At 70.1% G+C, this 19,593-nt stretch carries 19 protein-coding genes and 1 pseudogene; 10 read left to right on the top strand and 10 right to left on the bottom strand.

What is annotated here, in order from left to right; genetic code table 11:
• Positions 1-3 precede the first annotated feature (3 nt).
• The 4 genes from ABTV10_RS07070 to ABTV10_RS07055 all read right to left on the bottom strand — a co-directional run bounded on the left by ABTV10_RS07070 (position 4) and on the right by ABTV10_RS07055 (position 2,729).
• Positions 4-1,680, bottom strand: coding sequence for an MDR family MFS transporter (locus ABTV10_RS07070; protein WP_499033515.1), 1,677 nt, complete (start codon positions 1,678-1,680; stop codon positions 4-6).
• A gap of 70 nt (positions 1,681-1,750) precedes the next feature.
• The gene (locus tag ABTV10_RS07065) at positions 1,751-2,020 is read right to left on the bottom strand and encodes a MarR family winged helix-turn-helix transcriptional regulator (RefSeq protein WP_499033512.1); all 270 of its coding nucleotides are present in this window, start codon (positions 2,018-2,020) and stop codon (positions 1,751-1,753) included.
• A complete protein-coding gene (locus ABTV10_RS07060) occupies positions 1,996-2,205 on the bottom strand; it encodes a hypothetical protein (RefSeq protein WP_499033511.1) in 210 nt (69 codons plus the stop codon). Before ABTV10_RS07060 ends, ABTV10_RS07065 begins: the two co-directional genes overlap by 25 nt.
• Positions 2,206-2,297: 92 nt before the next feature.
• On the bottom strand, positions 2,298-2,729 hold the full coding sequence (locus ABTV10_RS07055; protein WP_499033509.1) for a MarR family winged helix-turn-helix transcriptional regulator: 432 nt from the start codon (positions 2,727-2,729) through the stop codon (positions 2,298-2,300).
• A gap of 97 nt (positions 2,730-2,826) precedes the next feature.
• On the opposite strand from ABTV10_RS07055, the gene ABTV10_RS07050 reads away from it, so the two are divergent.
• Entirely contained in the window at positions 2,827-4,434 is a 1,608-nt protein-coding gene (locus ABTV10_RS07050; protein ID WP_499033508.1) for an FMN-binding glutamate synthase family protein, read from the top strand.
• On the opposite strand, the gene ABTV10_RS07045 is transcribed toward ABTV10_RS07050, so the two are convergent.
• On the bottom strand, positions 4,415-4,879 hold the full coding sequence (locus tag ABTV10_RS07045; protein WP_433611054.1) for a hypothetical protein: 465 nt from the start codon (positions 4,877-4,879) through the stop codon (positions 4,415-4,417). The genes ABTV10_RS07050 and ABTV10_RS07045 overlap by 20 nt on opposite strands.
• Positions 4,880-5,022: 143 nt before the next feature.
• Between ABTV10_RS07045 and ABTV10_RS07040 the strand changes: the two genes are divergently transcribed.
• Entirely contained in the window at positions 5,023-6,285 is a 1,263-nt protein-coding gene (locus tag ABTV10_RS07040) for an AI-2E family transporter (protein WP_499033506.1), read from the top strand.
• Here the strand turns inward: ABTV10_RS07040 and ABTV10_RS07035 are convergent.
• Complete coding sequence (locus ABTV10_RS07035; protein ID WP_499033505.1) at positions 6,282-9,254, bottom strand: AAA family ATPase; 2,973 nt, start codon at positions 9,252-9,254, stop codon at positions 6,282-6,284. The genes ABTV10_RS07040 and ABTV10_RS07035 overlap by 4 nt on opposite strands.
• Complete coding sequence (locus tag ABTV10_RS07030; protein ID WP_499033503.1) at positions 9,251-10,447, bottom strand: metallophosphoesterase family protein; 1,197 nt, start codon at positions 10,445-10,447, stop codon at positions 9,251-9,253. Before ABTV10_RS07030 ends, ABTV10_RS07035 begins: the two co-directional genes overlap by 4 nt.
• Before the next feature lie 161 nt (positions 10,448-10,608).
• Here ABTV10_RS07030 and ABTV10_RS07025 point away from each other — a divergent pair, with 161 nt between their 5' ends.
• Positions 10,609-11,514 (top strand): DUF6542 domain-containing protein, encoded by a 906-nt coding sequence (locus tag ABTV10_RS07025; RefSeq protein ID WP_499033501.1) that lies wholly within the window; start codon positions 10,609-10,611, stop codon positions 11,512-11,514.
• A gap of 67 nt (positions 11,515-11,581) precedes the next feature.
• On the opposite strand, the gene ABTV10_RS07020 is transcribed toward ABTV10_RS07025, so the two are convergent.
• Positions 11,582-12,586 carry a 4-hydroxy-3-methylbut-2-enyl diphosphate reductase gene (locus tag ABTV10_RS07020; RefSeq protein WP_499033499.1) on the bottom strand — a complete coding sequence of 335 codons (1,005 nt, stop codon included), beginning with the start codon at positions 12,584-12,586 and terminating at the stop codon, positions 11,582-11,584.
• Between the two features lie 122 nt (positions 12,587-12,708).
• Here ABTV10_RS07020 and ABTV10_RS07015 point away from each other — a divergent pair, with 122 nt between their 5' ends.
• The 3 genes from ABTV10_RS07015 to ABTV10_RS07005 are packed head-to-tail and all read left to right on the top strand — an operon-like array spanning position 12,709 to position 14,776.
• On the top strand, positions 12,709-13,305 hold the full coding sequence (locus ABTV10_RS07015; RefSeq protein WP_499033497.1) for a lipid droplet-associated protein: 597 nt from the start codon (positions 12,709-12,711) through the stop codon (positions 13,303-13,305).
• Positions 13,302-14,558 carry an exodeoxyribonuclease VII large subunit gene (xseA, locus tag ABTV10_RS07010; RefSeq protein ID WP_499033494.1) on the top strand — a complete coding sequence of 419 codons (1,257 nt, stop codon included), beginning with the start codon at positions 13,302-13,304 and terminating at the stop codon, positions 14,556-14,558. Before ABTV10_RS07015 ends, xseA begins: the two co-directional genes overlap by 4 nt.
• Positions 14,555-14,776, top strand: coding sequence for an exodeoxyribonuclease VII small subunit (locus ABTV10_RS07005; RefSeq protein ID WP_433611040.1), 222 nt, complete (start codon positions 14,555-14,557; stop codon positions 14,774-14,776). Before xseA ends, ABTV10_RS07005 begins: the two co-directional genes overlap by 4 nt.
• Positions 14,777-14,782: 6 nt before the next feature.
• On the opposite strand, the gene ABTV10_RS07000 is transcribed toward ABTV10_RS07005, so the two are convergent.
• On the bottom strand, positions 14,783-15,352 hold the full coding sequence (locus tag ABTV10_RS07000) for a DUF4245 domain-containing protein (RefSeq protein ID WP_499033492.1): 570 nt from the start codon (positions 15,350-15,352) through the stop codon (positions 14,783-14,785).
• 181 nt (positions 15,353-15,533) lie between these two features.
• On the opposite strand from ABTV10_RS07000, the gene glpX reads away from it, so the two are divergent.
• From glpX to ABTV10_RS06980, 4 genes and pseudogenes are all read left to right on the top strand, one after another.
• On the top strand, positions 15,534-16,574 hold the full coding sequence (glpX, locus tag ABTV10_RS06995) for a class II fructose-bisphosphatase (protein WP_433611037.1): 1,041 nt from the start codon (positions 15,534-15,536) through the stop codon (positions 16,572-16,574).
• 111 nt (positions 16,575-16,685) lie between these two features.
• Positions 16,686-16,814: pseudogene (locus ABTV10_RS06990) on the top strand (hypothetical protein); the annotation flags it as partial.
• A 33-nt stretch (positions 16,815-16,847) separates the two neighbouring features.
• Positions 16,848-17,177, top strand: coding sequence for a transposase (locus tag ABTV10_RS06985; RefSeq protein ID WP_499035126.1), 330 nt, complete (start codon positions 16,848-16,850; stop codon positions 17,175-17,177).
• The gene (locus ABTV10_RS06980; protein WP_499028888.1) at positions 17,174-18,028 is read left to right on the top strand and encodes an IS3 family transposase; all 855 of its coding nucleotides are present in this window, start codon (positions 17,174-17,176) and stop codon (positions 18,026-18,028) included. The genes ABTV10_RS06985 and ABTV10_RS06980 overlap by 4 nt, the downstream gene beginning before the upstream one ends.
• 72 nt (positions 18,029-18,100) lie before the next feature.
• Here ABTV10_RS06980 and ABTV10_RS06975 read toward each other — a convergent pair whose 3' ends face one another.
• On the bottom strand, positions 18,101-19,525 hold the full coding sequence (locus tag ABTV10_RS06975) for an FAD-binding oxidoreductase (RefSeq protein WP_499033489.1): 1,425 nt from the start codon (positions 19,523-19,525) through the stop codon (positions 18,101-18,103).
• Between the last annotated feature and the right edge of the window lie 68 nt (positions 19,526-19,593).

The raw sequence follows: 19,593 nt of genomic DNA, 5'->3' as shown, positions 1-19,593 counted from the left end.
GTGCTATCGGCGTGTGGTGTTCGTCGAGTCCGCCGGGACGGGATCGACGAGAACCGGGTCGCCCTGGACGATCTCGGCCAGTTCGGCGTCGACGTCCTCACCGGCAGCCTCGGCGCGGCGCTGCTCGTCCGCGCTGAACGTGCGCAGCGCCACCTCCTTGATCAGCGCGATCGCCACGAGGCTCAGCAGCGACACGATGCCGGAGATCAGGAAGATCCGCGCGGTCGCGTCACCGTAGGCGCCGCGGACGATGTCCGCGATCGGACCCGGCAGCTCCTCGAGATTCGACAGGCCCGCACCGGAGCCGCCGGCCTGGCTCATGTCGACGCCGGCGGCCGCCAGGCCCTTGACCGTCAGGTCCGCGACGTGGCTCGAGAGCACCGCACCGAGCACCGAGACACCGGCCGCGCCACCGAGCGAACGGAAGAACGACACCACCGAGCTGGCCGACCCCAGATCCTCCGGGCTCACCGTGTTCTGCACCGCCAGCACCAGGTTCTGCATCGTCATGCCCATGCCGACACCGAGCACGAACAGGAACGAACCCAGGACGACCATGTCGGTCTCGTGGTCGATCGTCGAGAGCAGGAAGAAGCCGACCGTCATCATGATCGCGCCGCCGACGAGGAAGCCCTTCCAGCGCCCGAACTTGGTGATCAGCGAGCCGGACACGGCGGAGGACACCATCGAGCCGAGGACCATGGGGAGCGTCAGCAGGCCGGCCGCGGTCGGCGAGTAGCCGCGCGCGATCTGGAAGTACTGGCCCAGGAACACCGAGCCGCCGAAGAGCGCGATACCGACCGCGACGCTCGCGAGCGTCGCCAGCGCGGTGGTGCGATCCCGGAACAGGCGCAGCGGGATGATCGGATCCGTGGCCTTGGTCTCGGCGAACACCGCCGCCGCCAGCAGCAGAACACCGAGCGCGACCAGACCGAACGACACACCGGACACCCAGTCGAAGTTCTTGCCGGCCAGGGTCACCCAGATCAGCAGGGTGCTCACGCCGGACGCGATGAGCACCGCACCGAGGTAGTCGATGCTGACGTTCTTACGCACGACGGGCAGGTTCAGCGTCCGCTGGATGACGACCAGCGCGATGACGGCGAGCGGGACACCGACGAAGAACGTCCAGCGCCACCCGAGCCAGCTGGTGTCGACGATGACGCCGCCGATCAGCGGTCCGGCGACCGTCGCGATCGACATGACACCGGCCATCGGACCCTGGTAGCGGCCGCGCTCGCGGGGGCTGAACATCGTCGCGATGACGATGACGACCAGCGCCTGCAGGCCACCCAGGCCCAGGCCCTGGACCGCACGGAACGCGATGAGCATGCCGACCGACTGCGACAGGCCGGCGAGCACCGACCCGGCGGTGAAGATGAGGAGCGCGAGCTGGACCAGCAGCTTCTTGCTGACCAGGTCGGAGAACTTGCCCCAGATCGGGGTGGTCGCGGTGGACGCCAGCAGCGTCGCCGTGACGACCCACGTGTACTGGTCCTGCGTGCCGTGCAGGCTGGTGATGATGGTCGGCAGCGCGTTGGAGACGATGGTCGACGACAGGAACGCGACGAACATCCCGAGAAGCAGACCGACGAGCGCCTGGATGCGCTGCGGGTGCGTCATCGGCGAGTCCGCCGCCGAATCGGGTGCGCCGGTGGCCCGGCTGACGGAAGTGCTCATGCAGAAACCTCGCGAATTCTTCGGGTTTCCCCGAAAACAGTTGCGTAAAAAGTGAATTGGGATTTCGGCGTCAGTTCGCCGAGACCGCGTCCCGCATCGACGAACTCAGGCGCGCCAACCCGTTCACGAGCTGTTGCACCTCCTCGTCCGTCCAGTCCGCGATCGATTCCAGCAACCATTCCCTCTGCCGCGCACGATGGCGACGCAGAACCGCGGCCCCCTCGTCGGTCAACACGGGCAGCGCGGCCCGGCGATCGACTGGATCGGGAACTCGCTCGAGATAGCCGAGTTCCTCCGCATGGGCGATGTGCCGACTCAACGTCGAGGGGGTGATGTGCATCCGATCCGCCAGGGCGTTGCAGCGTCGCCCTGACCGGCGGCGACGTGCGACAGCAGCGCCCCCAACGGCACGGTGAGCAATTCGCCGTCGGGCTCACGCACGAGCGCCGCCGACACTTCGCGACTGCTCCGGACGATGTCGCGCAGGTGGTCGATGAGCACCTCCGCGGTGTCCTTCGCACCCATGAAGCCTCCCGATAGTTGAGTAGTACAACTATAGACCTGATAGTTGCAATGCGCAACTATCGGGGTCGGGGTGCCCGCGGTTCAGCCTCGGTTCAGCACGCGCTCTCCGCGAGCCGACGCAGCAGAATCGTCAACTGCCGGACGTCGGCGGGATCCCAGCGCGACAGCCGCTCGCGCCACTGCGAGATCGCCGACTCGCGCAGCTCGGTGAGCTGGGCGCGCCCCGGCTCGGTGAGCGCGACCTGGCGGGCCCGGGCATCCAGCGGGTCGGGGCGACGCTCGACGAGTCCGAGCCGGACCACCGCGTCGATCTGCCGGGTGAGCGTCGACTTCTCCACCCCCAACTCGGCCACCAGGGCCGACATCGGAACCGCCTCCTCGCGGGCCAGGATGACGAGGAGCGGATAACACGCCGGATCGAGTTTCGGGTTGATCGCCCGGGCACGCTCACGCGACTGGATCCGCCCGCGTCGCCACATGTCGACCAGTTCGGCCTCCAACTCGGTGATCGGATCCGAGTTCATGTTCGTGGGCACCCCTTCGCTTCGACCGGCGCCGGTGGACACACCGACTCACATCGCCGACAGGGTACGGCCCGGCGCCGCCCCTTACCATCGCCGCATGGCTCGCATCTCGATCGTCGTCTGCTTCTGGGTGCTCGCGCTGGCCGCGGGAGTCGCGGCCGCGACGGTGTCCCCGTGGTGGCTCGTCGCCGCCGTGCCCCTCGTCGCCTTGGCCGCACTCGGCACCTGGGACCTGACGCAGCGCCGGCACAACATCCTGCGCAACTACCCGGTCCTCGGCCACGCCCGCTTCCTGCTCGAGGGCATCCGCCCCGAGATCCAGCAGTACTTCATCGAATCCCCCACCGACGGAACGCCCTTCGACCGCGAAACGCGAGACCTGGTGTACGAGAGAGCGAAAGGGACGCTCGACGAGGAGCCGTTCGGCACCGAACGCGACGTCCACGCCGTCGGCTACGAGTTCATGACGCACTCGCTGCGGGCGCGCACCGCGTCCGCGGCAACCCCGACGGTGCGTCTCGGTGGCCCGGACTGCACCCGGCCGTACGACATCGCGCTGCTCAACGTCTCCGCGATGAGCTTCGGGGCGCTGTCCGCGAACGCGATCGAGGCGCTCAACGCCGGCGCCGCACGCGGCGGATTCGCGCACGACACCGGCGAGGGCGCCATCAGCCGCTACCACCGCAAGCACGGCGGCGACCTCATCTGGGAGATCGCGTCCGGCTACTTCGGATGCCGGACGCCCGCCGGCGAATTCGACCCCGACCTGTTCGCCACGAAGGCGGCCGACGACCAGATCAAGGCCATCTCGATCAAGCTGTCCCAGGGCGCCAAGCCCGGCATGGGCGGTGTGCTGCCCGGCGCCAAGGTCACCGCGGAGATCGCCGAGGCGCGCGGCGTCCCGATCGGCGAGACGGTGACGTCACCGCCGGCACACCGGGCGTTCGGCACCCCCGACGAACTGATCGACTTCATCGTGGAACTGCGCACCCTCTCCGGCGGCAAGCCGGTCGGGTTCAAGCTGTGCGTCGGCTCGCGCGTCGAGTTCCTGGCCATCTGCAAGGCCATGCTCGACCGGAACGTCACCCCGGACTTCATCATCGTCGACGGCGCCGAGGGCGGCACCGGCGCCGGCCCGGTGGAGTTCGAGGACCACATGGGCATGCCGCTCACCGAGGGACTGATGACGGTGCACAACGCGCTCGTCGGCACGGGCCTGCGCGACCGCGTCAAGATCGGTGCGTCCGGCAAGATCGCGAGCGGCGCCGACATCGTCAAACGCATCATCCAGGGCGCCGACTTCACCCTCGCGGCGCGGGCCATGATGTTCGCCGTCGGCTGCATCCAGGCCCAGAAGTGCCACACCAACCGGTGCCCCGTGGGTGTCGCGACCCAGGACCCCGCCCGCACCCGCGCACTCGACGTGCCCGACAAGACCGCGCGCGTGTACCGATTCCAGAAGGCGACCGTCGCGAGCGCGAAGCAGATGATCGCCTCGATGGGACTCGACGGCTTCGACGAGCTGCACCCGTCCATGCTGAACCGACGCATCGACGGCGTCACGACCCGCAACTACGCCGAACTGTACGAGTGGCTCGAACCGGGTGAACTGCTCGACCACGCCCCGGCGGCATGGCGGCGCGACTGGCTCGCCGCCGACCCCTACTCGTTCCGGCCCCGGACTCCTACGGGCACGCCGGCCTGACCAACTGCAGGATCCGGTTGGCCTGGTCCTCGGTCGGCACGGTGCCGTCGTTGGTTGCGACCTGCGTCACCTTCGCGACCAGTTCCTGGTCGCTGGCCCCGGCGTCGATGGCGGTGCACGTCTCCTTCACGATCGACTCGATCGACTCGTCGTCGCGATCGCTCGACAGGTTCGGGTACGCGGTCCGGAAGGTGGCGGTGAACGCGGTCAGCTTGGCCTGATCCCATGCCCCGCCGATCCCGGACACCACGCCGGACGCCGTCTCCTTGATGCTCGTACGCAGGGCCTCCCCGGGACCGGTCTCCGGTGTGGACGTGACGGCCGAGCTGATCTTCTCCTTGGTTTCCTCGGATGTACCACCGTCGTTGGTGCATGCCGAGAGCCCGAATACGAGGGCAGAAGCGGTGACAATCGTGGCGGTTGCTTTCCCGATGATGCTCCTCATGAGCCGGATCCTACGTTCGTCCGCGAAAGCGAATGTCGGATTTTACCACGCCGTGACCTGATCGATTGATCGCGCCGATCCGGGGAGAAATGCGTAGATTCGACGGAGACTGTCACCCGACCGCCGGAAGGAACCCCCGCGCTGTGAGCGTCAAGAAGATCGTCCAGCCCTCCCCGCGCCCCCGCATGCGCGACCGCGGTGAGGTGATCGGGGCCGGCGGGATGTGGCTCGCCAAATGGTCGCTGTGCATAGCCGCGATCGCGCTCGGCGCGATCGTGGTGGGCTGGATCTTCGAGAAGCTGTGGGTGATCGCGCTGCCCGTGCTCCTCGCGATCATCGTCTCGACCGTGCTGTGGCCGCCCACCCGCGCGCTCACCCGGCGCGGCATCCCCCCGGCCGGCGCGGCGTCGATCACGCTGCTGGTCTTCTTCGGGCTGCTCGGCGGCGTGGTGGCGCTGATCGTGCCGTCGGTCGTCGACCAGACGCCGGAGTTGGCGAACAAGGCGACCCAGGGCATCCAGCAGGTGCAGAACTGGCTCAAGGGCCCTCCGGTCAACCTGCAGGACGACCAGATCGACACGGCGATCCACGCGCTCACGACCAAGCTCCAGGAGAGCGGCACGGCGATCGCGTCGGGCGTCTTCAGCGGCGTCACCACCGCCGGGTCGATGCTCGTCACGCTCGGCCTCGTCCTGGTGCTGGCGTTCTTCTTCGTCAAGGACGGCCCCCGGTTCATCCCGTGGATGCACAGCGTCGGCGGCGGCCGCGCCGGACGCCACCTCGAAGAGGTGCTGGGCCGGATGTGGGACACCCTCGGCGGCTTCATCCGCACCCAGGCGCTCGTCAGCCTCATCGACGCCGTGTTCATCGGCGCGGGCCTGCTGATCCTCGGCGTCCCGCTCGCACCCGTGCTGGCGATCTTCACCTTCATCGGCGGCTTCATCCCGATCGTCGGCGCGTTCGTCGCCGGCGCCCTCGCCGTTCTGGTGGCGCTCGTCGCCAACGGTGTGACGACCGCGCTCATCGTGCTGGCGATCATCATCGCGGTGCAGCAGATCGAAGGAAACGTCCTGCAGCCGGTGCTGCAGAGCAAGAGCATGAAGCTGCACGCCGTCGTGGTGCTCCTCGCCGTCGCCGCCGGCAGCTCGCTGTTCGGCATCGTCGGCGCCTTCCTCGCCGTCCCGGCCGCCGCGGTCGCCGCCGTGGTGATCCGCTACCTGGGTGAGCAGATCGACCACCGCCTCGAGGAGGACGCGCTGCTCGACGCCGCCGACGCGACCGCGGACGGAACGGTCACGGAGCGCGACGGCGAGCCGGAGACCGCGGTGCCGAGCCCGATCGCGGACACCGCGCCGGGCCCGATCCCGGAGCCCGGCACCAACTCGTCGGGCCCCACCCGGCACTAGCCGGCGATCATCTCCAGCGTGGACCCGGTCCGGCCGCGCACCACGTGCAGCCGGCTCGGGATCCGCTGCCGCATCTCGTCGACGTGACTGACGATCCCGACCACCCGACCGCCCGCCCGCAGTTCGTCCAGGACGCCCATCACCAGGTCCAGGGTGTCGGCGTCGAGCGTGCCGAAACCCTCGTCGATGAACATCGTGTCGAGCACCACGCCACCCGACTCCGCGGCCACCACGTCGGCGAGACCGAGCGCGAGCGACAGCGACGCCAGGAAGGACTCGCCGCCCGACAGCGTCTTCGCGGAGCGGACCACGCCGGTGTAGTCGTCGCGGATGTCGAGCCCGAGTCCGCCGCGACGCCCGCGCGAGCCCGCCTCGTCCGAGTGGACGAACTCGTACCGACCGGCGGACATGCGCCGCAGCCGCACCGACGCCGACACCGCGACCTCCTCGAGCCGCGACGCGAGCACGTACGACCGCAACGACATCTTGCGCGCGTTCTGACCACGCCCGGCCACGACGTCGGCCAGTCCGGCGAGTTCGTCGTGCGCCGCGAGCACCGGCCCGAGCGCCGTCATGGTCTCCTCCAGGTGCGCGACGAGTCGCTCGAGGTTCCCACGCCTCGTCTCCGCCTCCGCCGCGGCGGCCGCGGCGGTCTCGACGGCCGCCGCGGCGTCCCGCGCGAGCGCGTCGGGGACGGCGGGTTCGCGGTCGGCGACCGCCACGATGTCGGGCTCCGACAGCACCGCACGGGCGGCGGCGAGGCGATCGCGGGCCGCCGCGAGGACCGCCTCGATCTGTTCCACGCGGGCGGCCGGGCGGACCGCCGCCGACGCCTCGGCGAGCGACTCGAACCCGGCGTCCGACACCGCGGTTCGCGCGCGGGCGTCGAGTTCGCGTGCGGCCTCGTCGAGCGTCGCAGCCCGGTCCCGGGCGTCGAGCAGCTGTGCAGCCCGGGTGGCGAGATCGTCGAACCGGTCGCGGCGGGCCTGCACACTGCCGTCACCACCGGCGGCCTCGGACAGCCGGGTACGCAGCGACGCCACCTGCTCCTCCGCAGCCTCGATGCGCGTGTCGAGCGCGGCCCGCTCGGTGGCGACCGCGCGGGCCTGATCGTCCAACTGCGCACCGCGCAAACGGAGTTCACTGACCGATGCGGACGCCCGGGCGAGGCCCGCGGCGATCGATCGTGCACGGTCGACCGCCTCCGCGGCCATCTCGCGCAATTGCCGCAGCTCGTCGCGGTCGCCGTCGCCGCCGCGCTGGGCCAGCAGATCGACCGTCCGCTCGAGCTGTGACTGCCGGTCGGTCTCCGTTTCCAGGACCCGGGCGGCCCGCTGCTCGGCGAGCCGGGCCGCCTCCTCGTCCTCCTTGGTGACCGTCGCGTCGCCCGGCCGCGCCGGCTCGGGGTGATCGACCGCGCCACAAACGACGCACTTCTCTCCCACGACCAGCTGGGAGGCCAGCTCGGCCGCCATGCCCGCGATTCGCTGCTCACGCAGATCGAGAAGTCGGTCACGCGCGTTCTGGTGCGCGTCGCGGGCACCGGCAACCGCCAGCCGACGCTCCTCCAGAGCCGTTCTGGCCGACACCAGTTCGTCGGCCGCGGTGGACGCATCGGCGGCGCGGGCGGCCGTGTCCTCGAGCGCCGGCAGCGACGCCTGCGCCTGCTCGGCGGTACGCAGCGCCTCCTCCGCCGCGCGCAGCGCCTCCGGCCACTCGGCGCGGTCGGTCGCCAGCTTCTCCGCCCGCCGGACCAGATCGGCACTGCCCCGACGCATCTCGGCGAGGTCCCGCTCGAGCTGCTCCGCGGCGCGGGCCTCGCCGAGTAGTCCGTCCAGCCGGACCACCTCCGCGGCCCACTCCCGCGCCCGCGCACGGATCGCGTCACGGTCCGCTTCCGTCTGCGGCCAGGACAGCGTCGCGACCAAGCCCGCGCCGTCCTCGGACGCCGCGAGACGATCGGCGACCGTGCGGGCGCGCGATGCCGCGGACTCCGATTCCCGTGCCGCGGCGTCCGCTTCGGCGGCCGCGGCCGCAACGACAGCGGCCCGCGCAGCGCGATCCGCTTCGGCGGCAAGCGCATCGCGCTCGGCCGCCCCGGCTTCCAGTTCCGCCAGCGCCGCCCGGGCACGGTCGCGCCGGGCCTGCAGGTCCCGTACCCGCCGGGCCTCGACCGCCGCGGCGCGCGCCCTCTCCTCCGCGGCACGCGCCCGGGTCAGCTCGACCGATGTGAGGTCCGCCGTCTCGACGGACTGGTCCAGCAACCGCCGCGACCAGGTGAGCGGGTCGCCGTCGGCCCCGAGTTCGATGCCCGCGGCCGTCGAGACCCGGGCCACCAGCAGGTCCACCTGCTTGCGGTGGTCCTCGACGCGGGCGGTGCTGGCCCTCTTCCGGTCCACGAACCAATCCTCGACGGACTTGAACCGCGTGGTGTCGAAGAGCTTCTCGAGCAGTTTGCCGCGTTCCTCGTTGTCCGCCCGCAGGAATTTGGCGAACTCGCCCTGCGGCAGCAACACCACCTGGAAGAACTGGTCGGCGGTCATGCCGAGGAGACGCTCGACCTCCCGCGCGATGTCCGGGATGCGGGAGAGGTTCTCGCTCTTGCCGTCGAGCCACTCGAGCGTCGCCTTGGCGTTCTCGGTGAGCGTCCCCGCGCCCCGCTTCTTGGGACGTTCGTACTCGGGACTGCGGGTGATCCGCAGGGGCCGCCCCCCGATGGTCGCCTCGAGCGTCACCGTCGGCACCGATCCGGCTGCGGCGTGGTCGGAGAGCAGTCGCTTGCCCTCCTTGCGGGCGCCCGGCACCGTGCCGTACAGCGCGAACGCGACGGCGTCGAGGATCGTCGTCTTGCCCGCACCGGTCTGTCCGTGCAGCAGGAACAGCCCGTCCGCTCCGAGCTCGTCGAAGTCGACCTCCACAGTGTCGGCGAACGGGCCGAACGCGGTGACGGCGAGGTTGTGCAGCCTCACGCCGACACCTCCAGCACGCCCACCGGTGCGTCGCCGGCGACCGACACGGCCTCGGCCGCCGACGCGCTGCGCAGCGCATCCTCGAGCAGTCCGATCTCCCCCACAGTCGCCTCGCTGCGCACATCCGACAGGAAGCCCTGCGCCACTTCGAGATCCGAGCGTCCCCGCACCCGCTCGCGGTACCGCAGCTCCGGATTACCTTCGGGGCGCTGCCATTCCATGTGCACCGCGAACGGGAAGCGGGCCTGCAGTGCCCGCATGGCGTCGACCGGGCGCAGCGGGTCGGTGAGGACTGCGGACACGTAGTGGTCCTCCGCCGACGCGAACGCCGCGTCGTGCAGCAACTCGCCGAGGGTGCCGGTGAGCTGGCTGAGCCCGCGCACCACCGGCAGGTCGATCCGCTCGACACCGGCGAGACCGGTTGCATCGACGTCGACCAGCCACACCGCCTTGCCGTGCGAGCGCTCACCGAACGAATACGGCAACGGTGAACCGCTGTACCGGACGTTCTCGGCCAGGGTCTGCGGCGAGTGCAGATGCCCGAGCGCGACGTAGTCGACGCCGTCGAACGCCGAGGCCGAGACAGTCTCGACGCCGCCGACGGAGATCGACCGCTCCGACCCGGTCGCCTCCCCGCCGACGACGAAGGCGTGCGCCAGCAGGACCGAGCGCAGCGCGGGCGCCGCGGTCCGCCGGACGTCCAGGTCGGCACGGATCCGCGCCATCGCGACGTCGAGGATGTCGGCGTGCGACCGCGCCTGGGGCGCCCCCAACTCGGCACGGGTGATCTCGGGCTCGAGATACGGGATGCCGTAGAACGCGACCGGACCGTGCTCGTCGTCGAGCAGCACCGGGGTGTCCAGCGCCCCGACCCGGGTGAGCAGGTGCAGACCGCCCGCCGCTGAAAACGCCGCGCCGGCGCCCAGTCGCACCGGCGAGTCGTGGTTGCCCGACGTGGCGACAATCACAGCACCGGCCGCGCGGATCGCCTCGAAACCCCTGTTGCACACGGCGACCGCGTCGGCGCTCGGAATGGAGCGGTCGTACACGTCCCCCGGCACCACCACGACGTCGACGCCGTGGGTAACGACCAGATCCGCGATCGCCTCGAGCACCCGCGACTGGTCGGCGAGCAGGTCGACGCCGTGGAAGGTGCGCCCGACGTGCCAGTCGGATGTGTGCAGGATCCTCATGGCGAACGACGGTAGAGCACCCGACCGACAGGCCATCGATTCGGACATGCCGGTCGGACGCGGCCATCGGGCCCGGTCGAGCGGTGGAATCTCAGCGAATTCTCGGTCTCGGACGGTCCCGCCAACAAAGCAAGCCGACCGTCAGCGACTACTGTCGAAGTGTGTCCGCAACCCAACGTGCTCGTTCCGGGGTGCCGCTCGACCAACGATCGGCCCTCCCCACCGTTCCCGGCGTTCCTGCCTGGGGGGCTGTCGCCGTCGCCGCTGGGTTGACCTTCATCGGCTTCGCTCTCGACGCAATGTCGGGCAGCGAACTGACGTCGACCTTCTCGATGCTGTACTTCCTCGGATGCGTCCTGGCGGTTCTCGCGGTTCGCTACCGGGGCCTGTTCACGGCCGTCGTCCAGCCTCCGCTGCTGCTGTTCGTCGCCGTTCCCATCGGTCAGCAGATCCTCACCGACGGCAGCGGAAGCCTCAAGGACCTGGCACTCAACGTCGCGTATCCGCTGGTCAACCGGTTTCCGTTGATGCTGGCGGCCACCGTCGTGGTGGCGCTGATCGCCGGCGCGCGGGTATTCCTCGTCCAGCAGGGCAAGGGTGCCCCGGCCCGATCCAAGGCCCGACGCGCCCCGACCCGATCCGCCCGCGCCGACTCGTCGGCCGGTCGTCGCGAAGCCTCCTCCCGCTCGTCGCGCGCCGCATCGCGCCGCGACGACCACGCACGCCGCGACGAGCAGACACGGCGCGACGACTACGAGACGCCGATGGAGCGACGCCCCCGACCGCGCCGCGCTCCGGTGAACGAACCACGTCCGCCCCGCCCCACCCACGAGCCCGTCACGGCACACGCCTCCGGCTACGGTGGGCGCGACAGCGGCGGCTACCGCGAGCCGATACGACGCGAGACGCGCCGCGAGACCGCGTACGGCGAGCCGATCGCCCGCGACCGCGAACCGATCCAGCGCGATCCGATCCCGGTCCGCTCGCGCCCGGCGATGGACATCCCGCCACGACCGGCACCGCGGGTGCGCTACCGGGAGCGGCGCGAACCCCCGATCGACGGGTAGACGGACAACAGACGGGAACGTCCCGGGACGAACATTCGTCCCGGGACGTTCCCTGTGTCGGTCGTCGTCAGTTGCGCGCGGCGCGCAGTTCCCGCGGCAGCGCGAAGACGAGCGTCTCGTTGGCGGTGGTCACCGACTGCACGTCCGCGAAGCCGTGCTCGGCCAGCAGGTCGATGACCCCGCGGACCAGCACCTCGGGAACCGACGCGCCGGACGTGATGCCGACGGTCCGCACGCCGTCGAGCCACGCGAGGTCGACCTCGCGGGCGTAGTCGACCAGGTGCGCGGCCCGCGCGCCGGCACCCAGCGCCACCTCGACCAGTCGCACCGAGTTGGACGAGTTCCGCGAGCCGACCACGATCACCAGGTCGCATTCCGGCGCCATCGCCTTCACCGCCACCTGACGGTTCTGCGTGGCGTAGCAGATGTCGTCGCTGGGCGGGTCCTCGAGCTGCGGGAACTTCTGCCGCAGCCGCTGCACCGTCTCCATCGTCTCGTCGACGGACAGCGTCGTCTGCGACAGCCAGACGACCTTGGCGCCGTCGCGCACCGTGACCTTCTCGACGGCGTCGGGGCCGTCGACGAGTTGCACGTGATCGGGAGCCTCACCGGCCGTGCCCTCGACCTCCTCGTGCCCCTCGTGCCCGATCAGCAGGATGTCGTAGTCGTCGCGCGCGAACCGCTTGGCCTCCTGGTGCACCTTCGTCACCAGCGGGCACGTCGCGTCGATCGTGTGCAGGCTCCGCTCGGCGGCCGCGCTGTGGACCGCGGGCGCGACACCGTGCGCGGAGAACACCAGCACCGATCCCTCGGGCACCTCGTCGGTCTCGTCGACGAAGACGACGCCGCGCTCGGCGAGCGTGTCGACGACGTGACGGTTGTGGACGATCTCCTTGCGCACGTAGATCGGCGCGCCGTGCTTCTCGAGGGCCTTCTCGACGGTCTCGACGGCACGGTCGACGCCCGCGCAGTAGCCGCGAGGCTCGGCCAGGAGAACCCGCTTGCCCTGATCGGTGGCGTCGGCACCGGCGGATCGGGCGATACCCAGATTGAGAGGAACTGCCGAAGACATGACTCCAGCGTACGGTGCACGCCGCAGGTCTCCTCTCCTGCACACGACGACGCGGGATGCCGGGCCCGGATCATCGGTGCCGTCGGCTACCAAATACCGCCGTCGTGAGGCAGGCTGTGAGCATGATCCGTCCCCCGTTCATGGCGCGCGTCGCCGCCGGCATGGCCATCACGGCGTACGAAGAGGCGCTCAAGCTGCCGTCCACCGCCATGACGCTGCCGATGACGGCGGTCAGTCAGGTGCTGCAGACGACGATGCGGGTCCAGCAGTCCATGACCTCGCTCGCGATCAAGGGCGACCGGGCGTTCTGCCTCTTCGACCGCACCGAGGAAGAGCCGTCGTGGGCGGTGTTCGACGAGGACCGCACCGACGTCGACACGGCCGGCGAGGTGGACGTCGAGGCCCCCGAGGATGCCGACCGTCCGAGTACGCCGGGCCGGTTCGCGCTGTACTCGATGACCCCTGCCGAGGACAGCGACACGGCGGCCCCGACGGAGAAGCCCGCCGACGCCGCGCCGACCGCCCACGACGTCCCGGTCCCGGAGATCGCCGAGGAACTCGACTACGCGGCGCTCACGCTCGCCCAGTTGCGGTCGCGGCTGCGGTCGCTGTCGGTGGAGGACCTCACGGCGCTGCTCGAGTACGAGGAGCGCACCGCTGCCCGGGCGCCGTTCCAGACCATGCTCACCAACCGCATCACCTCCGCCAAAGCCAAGTGACGTCCGCTCGCCCCGCGTCCGCCGGCCCGTCTCCGAGCACGGCCGAGCAGCCCTGGCCGGTCCGAACGGTCTCCACCAAGGTCGCCCAGTGGATCGACCGCCTCGGCAGTGTGTGGGTGGAGGGCCAGATCACCCAGATCAACGCGCGTCCGGGCACCCGGACGGCGTTCCTCGTGCTGCGCGACCCGTCGGTCGACATGTCGCTGTCCGTGACGTGCTCGCCGCAACTGCTGCGCGACGCCCCGGTGCCGCTCACCGAGGGCAGCCGCGTGGTGATGTTCGGCAAGCTGTCCTTCTACACCGGTCGCGGCACGGTGTCGCTGCGGGTGACGGAGATCCGGGCCGTCGGCATCGGTGAGCTGCTGGCCCGCATCGAGCGGCTGCGGGCGCTGCTGGCCGCCGAGGGCCTGTTCGATCCGCGGCTCAAGCGTCCGCTGCCGTTCCTGCCGGGCACGATCGGCCTCGTCACCGGTCGGGCCAGCGCCGCCGAACACGACGTGCTCAGCGTCGCGCAGCGCCGCTGGCCGGCCGTGCGATTCGAGGTCCGCAACACCGCCGTGCAGGGACCGACCGCGGTGCCCCAGATCATCGAGGCGCTCGAGGAACTGGACCGCGACCCGCGCGTCGACGTCATCATCCTGGCCCGTGGCGGCGGCAGCGTCGAAGATCTGCTGCCGTTCTCGGACGAGGCGCTGTGCCGCGCGATCGTCGCGTGCACGACGCCCGTGGTCAGTGCGATCGGTCACGAGCCCGACAGCCCGCTGAGCGACCACGTCGCCGATCTGCGGGCCGCGACCCCGACCGACGCCGCCAAGCGGGTCGTGCCCGACGCCGTCGCCGAGCAGGCGCTGGTCGCAGATCTCCGCGCACGCAGCGCGGCGGCCCTGCGGAATTGGGTGCAGCGCGAGGCGCGTCTCGTCGCGCAGCTCCGCAGCCGTCCGTCGCTCGCCGATCCCCTGTCCGGGATCGACCGCCGTGCCGAGGAGGTGGAGCGACTCCGGGACGCGGCGCGCCGGGACGTCACCCGGGCGATCGATGCCGAGTCGACGACCGTCGCGCACCTGCAGGCGCGGCTGACCACTCTCGGTCCCGCGGCCACCCTCGCCCGCGGCTACGCGGTGGTGCAGAGGGTGCACGGCGACACCGAGCCCGAGGTGCTGCGGTCGGTGGAGGACGCGCCGCCGGGAACGCAGATCCGAGTCAGATTGGCCGACGGCGCGGTGCGCGCCGCCGTGATGGGAAGAGAGTCATGAGCAACGAAGATGTGGCCGAACTCGGGTACGAGGCGGCCCGGGACGAACTGGTCGTCGTCGTGAAGACCCTCGAGCTGGGCGGCCTGGACCTGGACGAATCGCTCGCGCTGTGGGAGCGGGGCGAGGCTCTCGCGAAGCGCTGCGAGCAGCACCTCGCGGGCGCCCGGCAGCGGGTCGAGCAGGCACTCGCCCACGCCGACGACGACGCCGGCGAGTAGCCCCGGCTACCGCTGCAGCGGCTCGACCGCCCCGACCGCGGTCGCCAGTGTGGTGAAGTCGGGCGCCGGCGCGGGCCCGGTGATCAAGATGCGGGTGTCACCGAAATCACTGACCCAGATGGCCTCGACGCCGTCGCCACCGAACACATCCCACGTGTGATCACCGATCTGCTCGGTGCCGGTTGCGTACCGGGGCTCACCTGCGATGAACGGGACCAGCGCCTCCTCGGAGGCGTTGCTCTGCGTGAGCTGGATGTACCGGCCGGCCTCGGTGATGAACCCGATGTTGCTCGAGTCGCCGCCGCCGTCGCCGGTGACGATGCTTCGCGAGCCTGAGTTCGGCGTCCACCCCTCGGGGATCTCCGGCTGGCGGATCGGGAAGCCCAGCTCGCGTGAGTCGTACTTGAACGCCGCTTCGGCGTCGAAGCTGGGGATCGGTCCCTGCTTCGGACCGCCCGGACTGAACGAACACTGGGTCGCGATGCCCGCGATGATCAGACAAGCCACAACCAGCGGGATCAGCGACCACGCCATGTCTTGGCCGTTCTGCAGGATGCGGGGCTTCTTCTCGGGCACGACGTCCAGTATTCCTGTTCCGCCGGGAGTGTGGACCAGCCCCCCACTCATCGTGGGGGTTCTGAGAGAATCACTGCGAGATTCGTCCACCGAATCGACGGCCCGACCGCACCGCGGTCGACCGCCCCGAAGTGTCGGCCGACATACGCGCCGACCTTGACTGCAGCAGGAGGCACTGCCCATGACGGCCAGCACCCCATCGAGTCGCCGCGAGGCCCCGGACCGCAACCTCGCTCTCGAGTTGGTGCGAGTCACCGAAGCCGCCGCCATGGCGGCCGGCCGCTGGGTCGGGCGGGGCGACAAGGAGGGCGGCGACGGCGCCGCCGTCGACGCCATGCGCCACATGGTGAGCTCGGTCTCGATGCAGGGCGTCGTCGTCATCGGCGAGGGCGAGAAGGACGAAGCCCCGATGCTCTACAACGGCGAGGAAGTCGGCAACGGCGACGGCCCGCTGTGCGACGTCGCGGTCGACCCGATCGACGGCACGACGCTGATGAGCAAGGGCGCTCCCGGCTCGATCGCGGTGCTCGCGGTCGCCGAGCGCGGTGCGATGTTCGACCCGTCCGCGGTGTTCTACATGGACAAGATCGCCGTCGGCCCGGAGGCCGCCGACGTCATCGATCTGTCGGCCGGTGTCGCGGAAAACATCCGTCGCGTCGCGAAGGCGAAGAACCGCGCGGTCTCCGACACCACCGTCACCATCCTGGACCGGCCGCGTCACGCCGACATCATCCGCGAGATCCGTGAGACCGGTGCGCGCATCCGCCTGATCTCCGACGGCGACGTGGCCGGCGCGATCGCGACGGCCCGCCCCGAGTCCGGCGTGGACATGCTGCTCGGCATCGGCGGCACCCCGGAGGGCATCATCGCCGCCGCCGCGCTCCGCTGCATGGGTGGCGCGCTGCAGGGCAAGCTGGCCCCCAAAGACGACGAGGAGCGCCAGAAGGCACTCGACGCCGGCCACGACCTCGACCGCGTCCTGCGGACCGAGGAGCTGGTCACTGGCGAGAACATCTTCTTCTGCGCGACGGGTGTCACCGACGGCGACCTGCTCAAGGGTGTGCGCTACTACGGCGGCGGCGCGACGACGCAGTCGATCGTGATGCGCAGCAAGTCCGGCACCGTCCGCATGATCGAGGCGTACCACCGCCTCGAGAAGCTGCACGAGTTCTCCTCGATCAACTTCGACGGCGTCGAGGGCGCGCAGCCGCCGCTGCCCTGATCGCCCTCGGGTATCCCGCTGAAGGGACCCTTCGTGCGCTGTGAGCGCACGTGAACTGCTCCCCGGAAGTTGGACTGAGAAATTCGGTTCCGATGTCCGGGGAGCAGTTTTATGCGTGCACGAAGTTCACTGTCCGAGGATCAGCGGGTGGTGGCTGTAGCGTTGTTCGAGGTCGGTGTGGGTGACCGCACGGTCGCGACGAGGTTGGGCGTGGGTCGGCCAGCCGTCAGACGGTTGTATGACCGGTGGCGGGTTCGCGGAAGAGGAGTTCTGGTGGCCAAACCTCGGGACAGACGGTCGTTCTCGTTCGAGTTGAAACTCGACGTAGTGCGCCGCGCTATCGCCGGCGAGGCGAAGGTCGACCTCGCCCGCGAGTTCGACCTGTCCTCGCCGAAACTGATCGAGACGTGGGTGCGCAAGTACCGCAACGAGGGCGAGGACGGGCTGCGCCCGAAGCGGGCCGGGCGTCCCCCGAAACCCGCCGATCCCGGGCCGGACGAGGTCAGTGAGCTCGAGCAGCTGCGCCGCGAGAACGAGGTGCTGCGGGCGCAGGTCGCCTACCTGGGAAAATTACGGGCCTTGAGGGCGCAACAACGACGGTGAAGGTCGCTGCCGTCGTCTCCCTCAAGGCCGAACACCGCATCGATGTGCTGCTCGAGGCCACCGGGGTGGCCCGGTCGACGTTCTTCTATCACCAGGCGCGTCTGCGGGCACCGGACCCGAACGCCGAGTTGAAGGCCGCGATCACCGAGGCGTTCGTGCGCAGCCGCGGCCGCTACGGGCACCGTCGCATCCACCACGCACTGACCCGTGCCGGCTGGCGGGTGGCGAAGAAGACGGTGCTGACGCTGATGCGCACGCTCGGGCTGGCCTGCCGGGTCCGACGCAAGCGCAAGTACGTCGCCTATCAGGGCCAGGTCGGCACGATCGCGGCGAACCTGCTCGACCGCGACTTCACCGCCGACGCCCCGAACCGCAAGTGGGTCACCGACGTGACCGAGTTCCGCATCGGCGACGACAAGCTGTATCTGTCACCGGTCATGGACCTGTTCGACCGGCAGATCGTCGCCCACTCGATCGGCCCGTCACCGACGCTGCAACTGACCAACAGTTCGCTGCAAGCCGCGCTCGCGACCCTCGACGACGGGCAGGCCCCGCTCGTGCACTCGGATCAGGGATTCCAGTACCAGCACTCGTCCTGGCGACGGCTGCTCGCTGAAGCCGCTGCGACCCAATCGATGTCGCGCAAGGCCAACTGCTACGACAACGCCGTGATGGAGAACTTCTTCGGCCACCTCAAAGCCGAGCTCTTCGACCACACCCGATACCCCGACACCGAGGCGCTGACCACCGCGATCGACGACTACATCGACTGGTACAACACCGAACGGATCTCCACAAAACTCGAGGGCCTGAGCCCGGTGCAATACCGGACCCAGGCCCTCGCGGCTTAGGCTCCCACTTAGCCAGTCCAACAATCGGGGACCAGTTCAACGAAGGGTCCCTTCAGCCGTTTCCGGAGCAAGTCAGACCGTGACCGGTGCGGTACACCGGGCCGCGCTGAGCGCATATCCCGCCCGGAACATGTTCGTCGGATCGTGCACGTGCTTGATACGCAGCAACCGCTCGCGATCGTCGGGCGCCCAGGCGCCGAGCACATCGGTCGGTGAAGATGCGCGGCCGAGAAAGTTCACGAACGCCCCATCCGCCGTCGACGATGCGACCGAGGCGACGACTGCATCGACGAGTCCCGGTGCCACGTCGGCCAGTTCGGGCGGGAGTGGTGCGATGACGAACAACGAGAACGCGGCGCCCCGACCGCTTACGGCATTGGGAACCTCGGGCATGCGGTCCAGTGCCCCACCCAGCTGACGAAGTTCGACCACGGCGAGCGGAACATCGCACTGCGGTCCCGCGACGTCGAGCAGCGCCTCGATCGTCTCGGCGGTCAGCTCGCGGAGCAGTACTCCCCGCTCACACGAGGGCATCGGGTCGACCGGATCCTGGTGGATCGCGTCGACGGCGCTGAACGGCATCTCTCCCACCGTGTCGAGGATCGCCGGCGCGACGGACCGCATCGGCGCGAGCAGCCGAACCCCGACATCGGTGGGCCCGACGTAGGCGACGCGCAGATGGACGACGAACCGTCCACGCAGCGGCTCGGGCAGTGCAGGATCCGGGGGCAGCCGCAGCAGGGCGACCGACGTCGTCATCTCCTCGGGCAGGGCGCGAGCCCACCTCCGGTACGAGTCCAGAACATCGGCGGTGTGCTCCGCCGCGAAGAAGATCCCGCCGCCGAACAGTGTCGGGAGGGCGATGAGGCCGATCTCGATCGACGTCACGATCCCGAAGTTGCCCTTGCCGCCGCGCAACGCCCAGAACAGTTCGGGGTCGTGCTCTGCGTCGACCGATCGGACGACGCCGTCCGCGGTGACCACCTCGATTCGCTCGACGTTGTCCGCGCCGAATCCGTAAGTCCGCGACAGCGGGCCGACACCGCCGCCGACGGTGAACCCGACGACCCCCACGTCGGTCGACGAACCGCACACCACGCCGAGTCCGTGCGGCGCCGCGGCGTCGATCACCTGCCGCCATTTGACGCCGGCTCCGACGCGCGCCGTCGCGGACGAGGGGTCGACCGTGAGCTCACCCATCCGCTTGGTGGAGATCAGGACCGTGTCGTCCGTGGTCGGCAGGACGCCGTGGCCGGTCGCCTGCACGCCGACCGCCAGCCCCCGCTGACCCGCCCAGCGGACCACCGCTGCCACATCCGCGGCGCAGGTGGCGCCCACGACCACCCCCGGTGCCGGGGTCACCGAGACATTCCAGGCGAACACCTCCGTGGCGTAACCGGGCTCGCCGGGCAGGAACACCGGTCCCAGGACCGACCCCTTCAGGTTGTCGATGTCGGTCGGTGTGAGCGCCCTCGTCGACGGCGTCGACAGGTCCATGGTCTCTCCTCGTGACGGGATCCCACGCCGATCGCGGGATCTGCTCACGAGCCTGTCCAAGCGCACTT

It is taken from the genome of Paraburkholderia sp. RHO2, from assembly GCF_050955445.1.
GTDB classification, from domain to species: domain Bacteria; phylum Actinomycetota; class Actinomycetes; order Mycobacteriales; family Mycobacteriaceae; genus Prescottella; species Prescottella agglutinans_A.
Note: the sequence above shows the minus strand (reverse complement) of the source record. Positions and strands in the feature narration are given on the sequence as shown.

Bases quoted from the DNA above. Each gene is read 5' to 3' on its own strand.
- ABTV10_RS07070 (WP_499033515.1), bottom strand. From the start codon at position 1,680: ATGAGCACTTCCGTCAGCCGGGCCACCGGCGCACCCGATTCGGCGGCG.
- ABTV10_RS07065 (WP_499033512.1), bottom strand. From the start codon at position 2,020: ATGCACATCACCCCCTCGACGTTGAGTCGGCACATCGCCCATGCGGAG.
- ABTV10_RS07060 (WP_499033511.1), bottom strand. From the start codon at position 2,205: ATGGGTGCGAAGGACACCGCGGAGGTGCTCATCGACCACCTGCGCGAC.
- ABTV10_RS07055 (WP_499033509.1), bottom strand. From the start codon at position 2,729: ATGAACTCGGATCCGATCACCGAGTTGGAGGCCGAACTGGTCGACATG.
- ABTV10_RS07050 (WP_499033508.1), top strand. From the start codon at position 2,827: ATGGCTCGCATCTCGATCGTCGTCTGCTTCTGGGTGCTCGCGCTGGCC.
- ABTV10_RS07045 (WP_433611054.1), bottom strand. From the start codon at position 4,879: ATGAGGAGCATCATCGGGAAAGCAACCGCCACGATTGTCACCGCTTCT.
- ABTV10_RS07030 (WP_499033503.1), bottom strand. From the start codon at position 10,447: ATGAGGATCCTGCACACATCCGACTGGCACGTCGGGCGCACCTTCCAC.
- ABTV10_RS07020 (WP_499033499.1), bottom strand. From the start codon at position 12,586: ATGTCTTCGGCAGTTCCTCTCAATCTGGGTATCGCCCGATCCGCCGGT.
- ABTV10_RS07015 (WP_499033497.1), top strand. From the start codon at position 12,709: ATGATCCGTCCCCCGTTCATGGCGCGCGTCGCCGCCGGCATGGCCATC.
- ABTV10_RS07005 (WP_433611040.1), top strand. From the start codon at position 14,555: ATGAGCAACGAAGATGTGGCCGAACTCGGGTACGAGGCGGCCCGGGAC.
- glpX (WP_433611037.1), top strand. From the start codon at position 15,534: ATGACGGCCAGCACCCCATCGAGTCGCCGCGAGGCCCCGGACCGCAAC.
- ABTV10_RS06975 (WP_499033489.1), bottom strand. From the start codon at position 19,525: ATGGACCTGTCGACGCCGTCGACGAGGGCGCTCACACCGACCGACATC.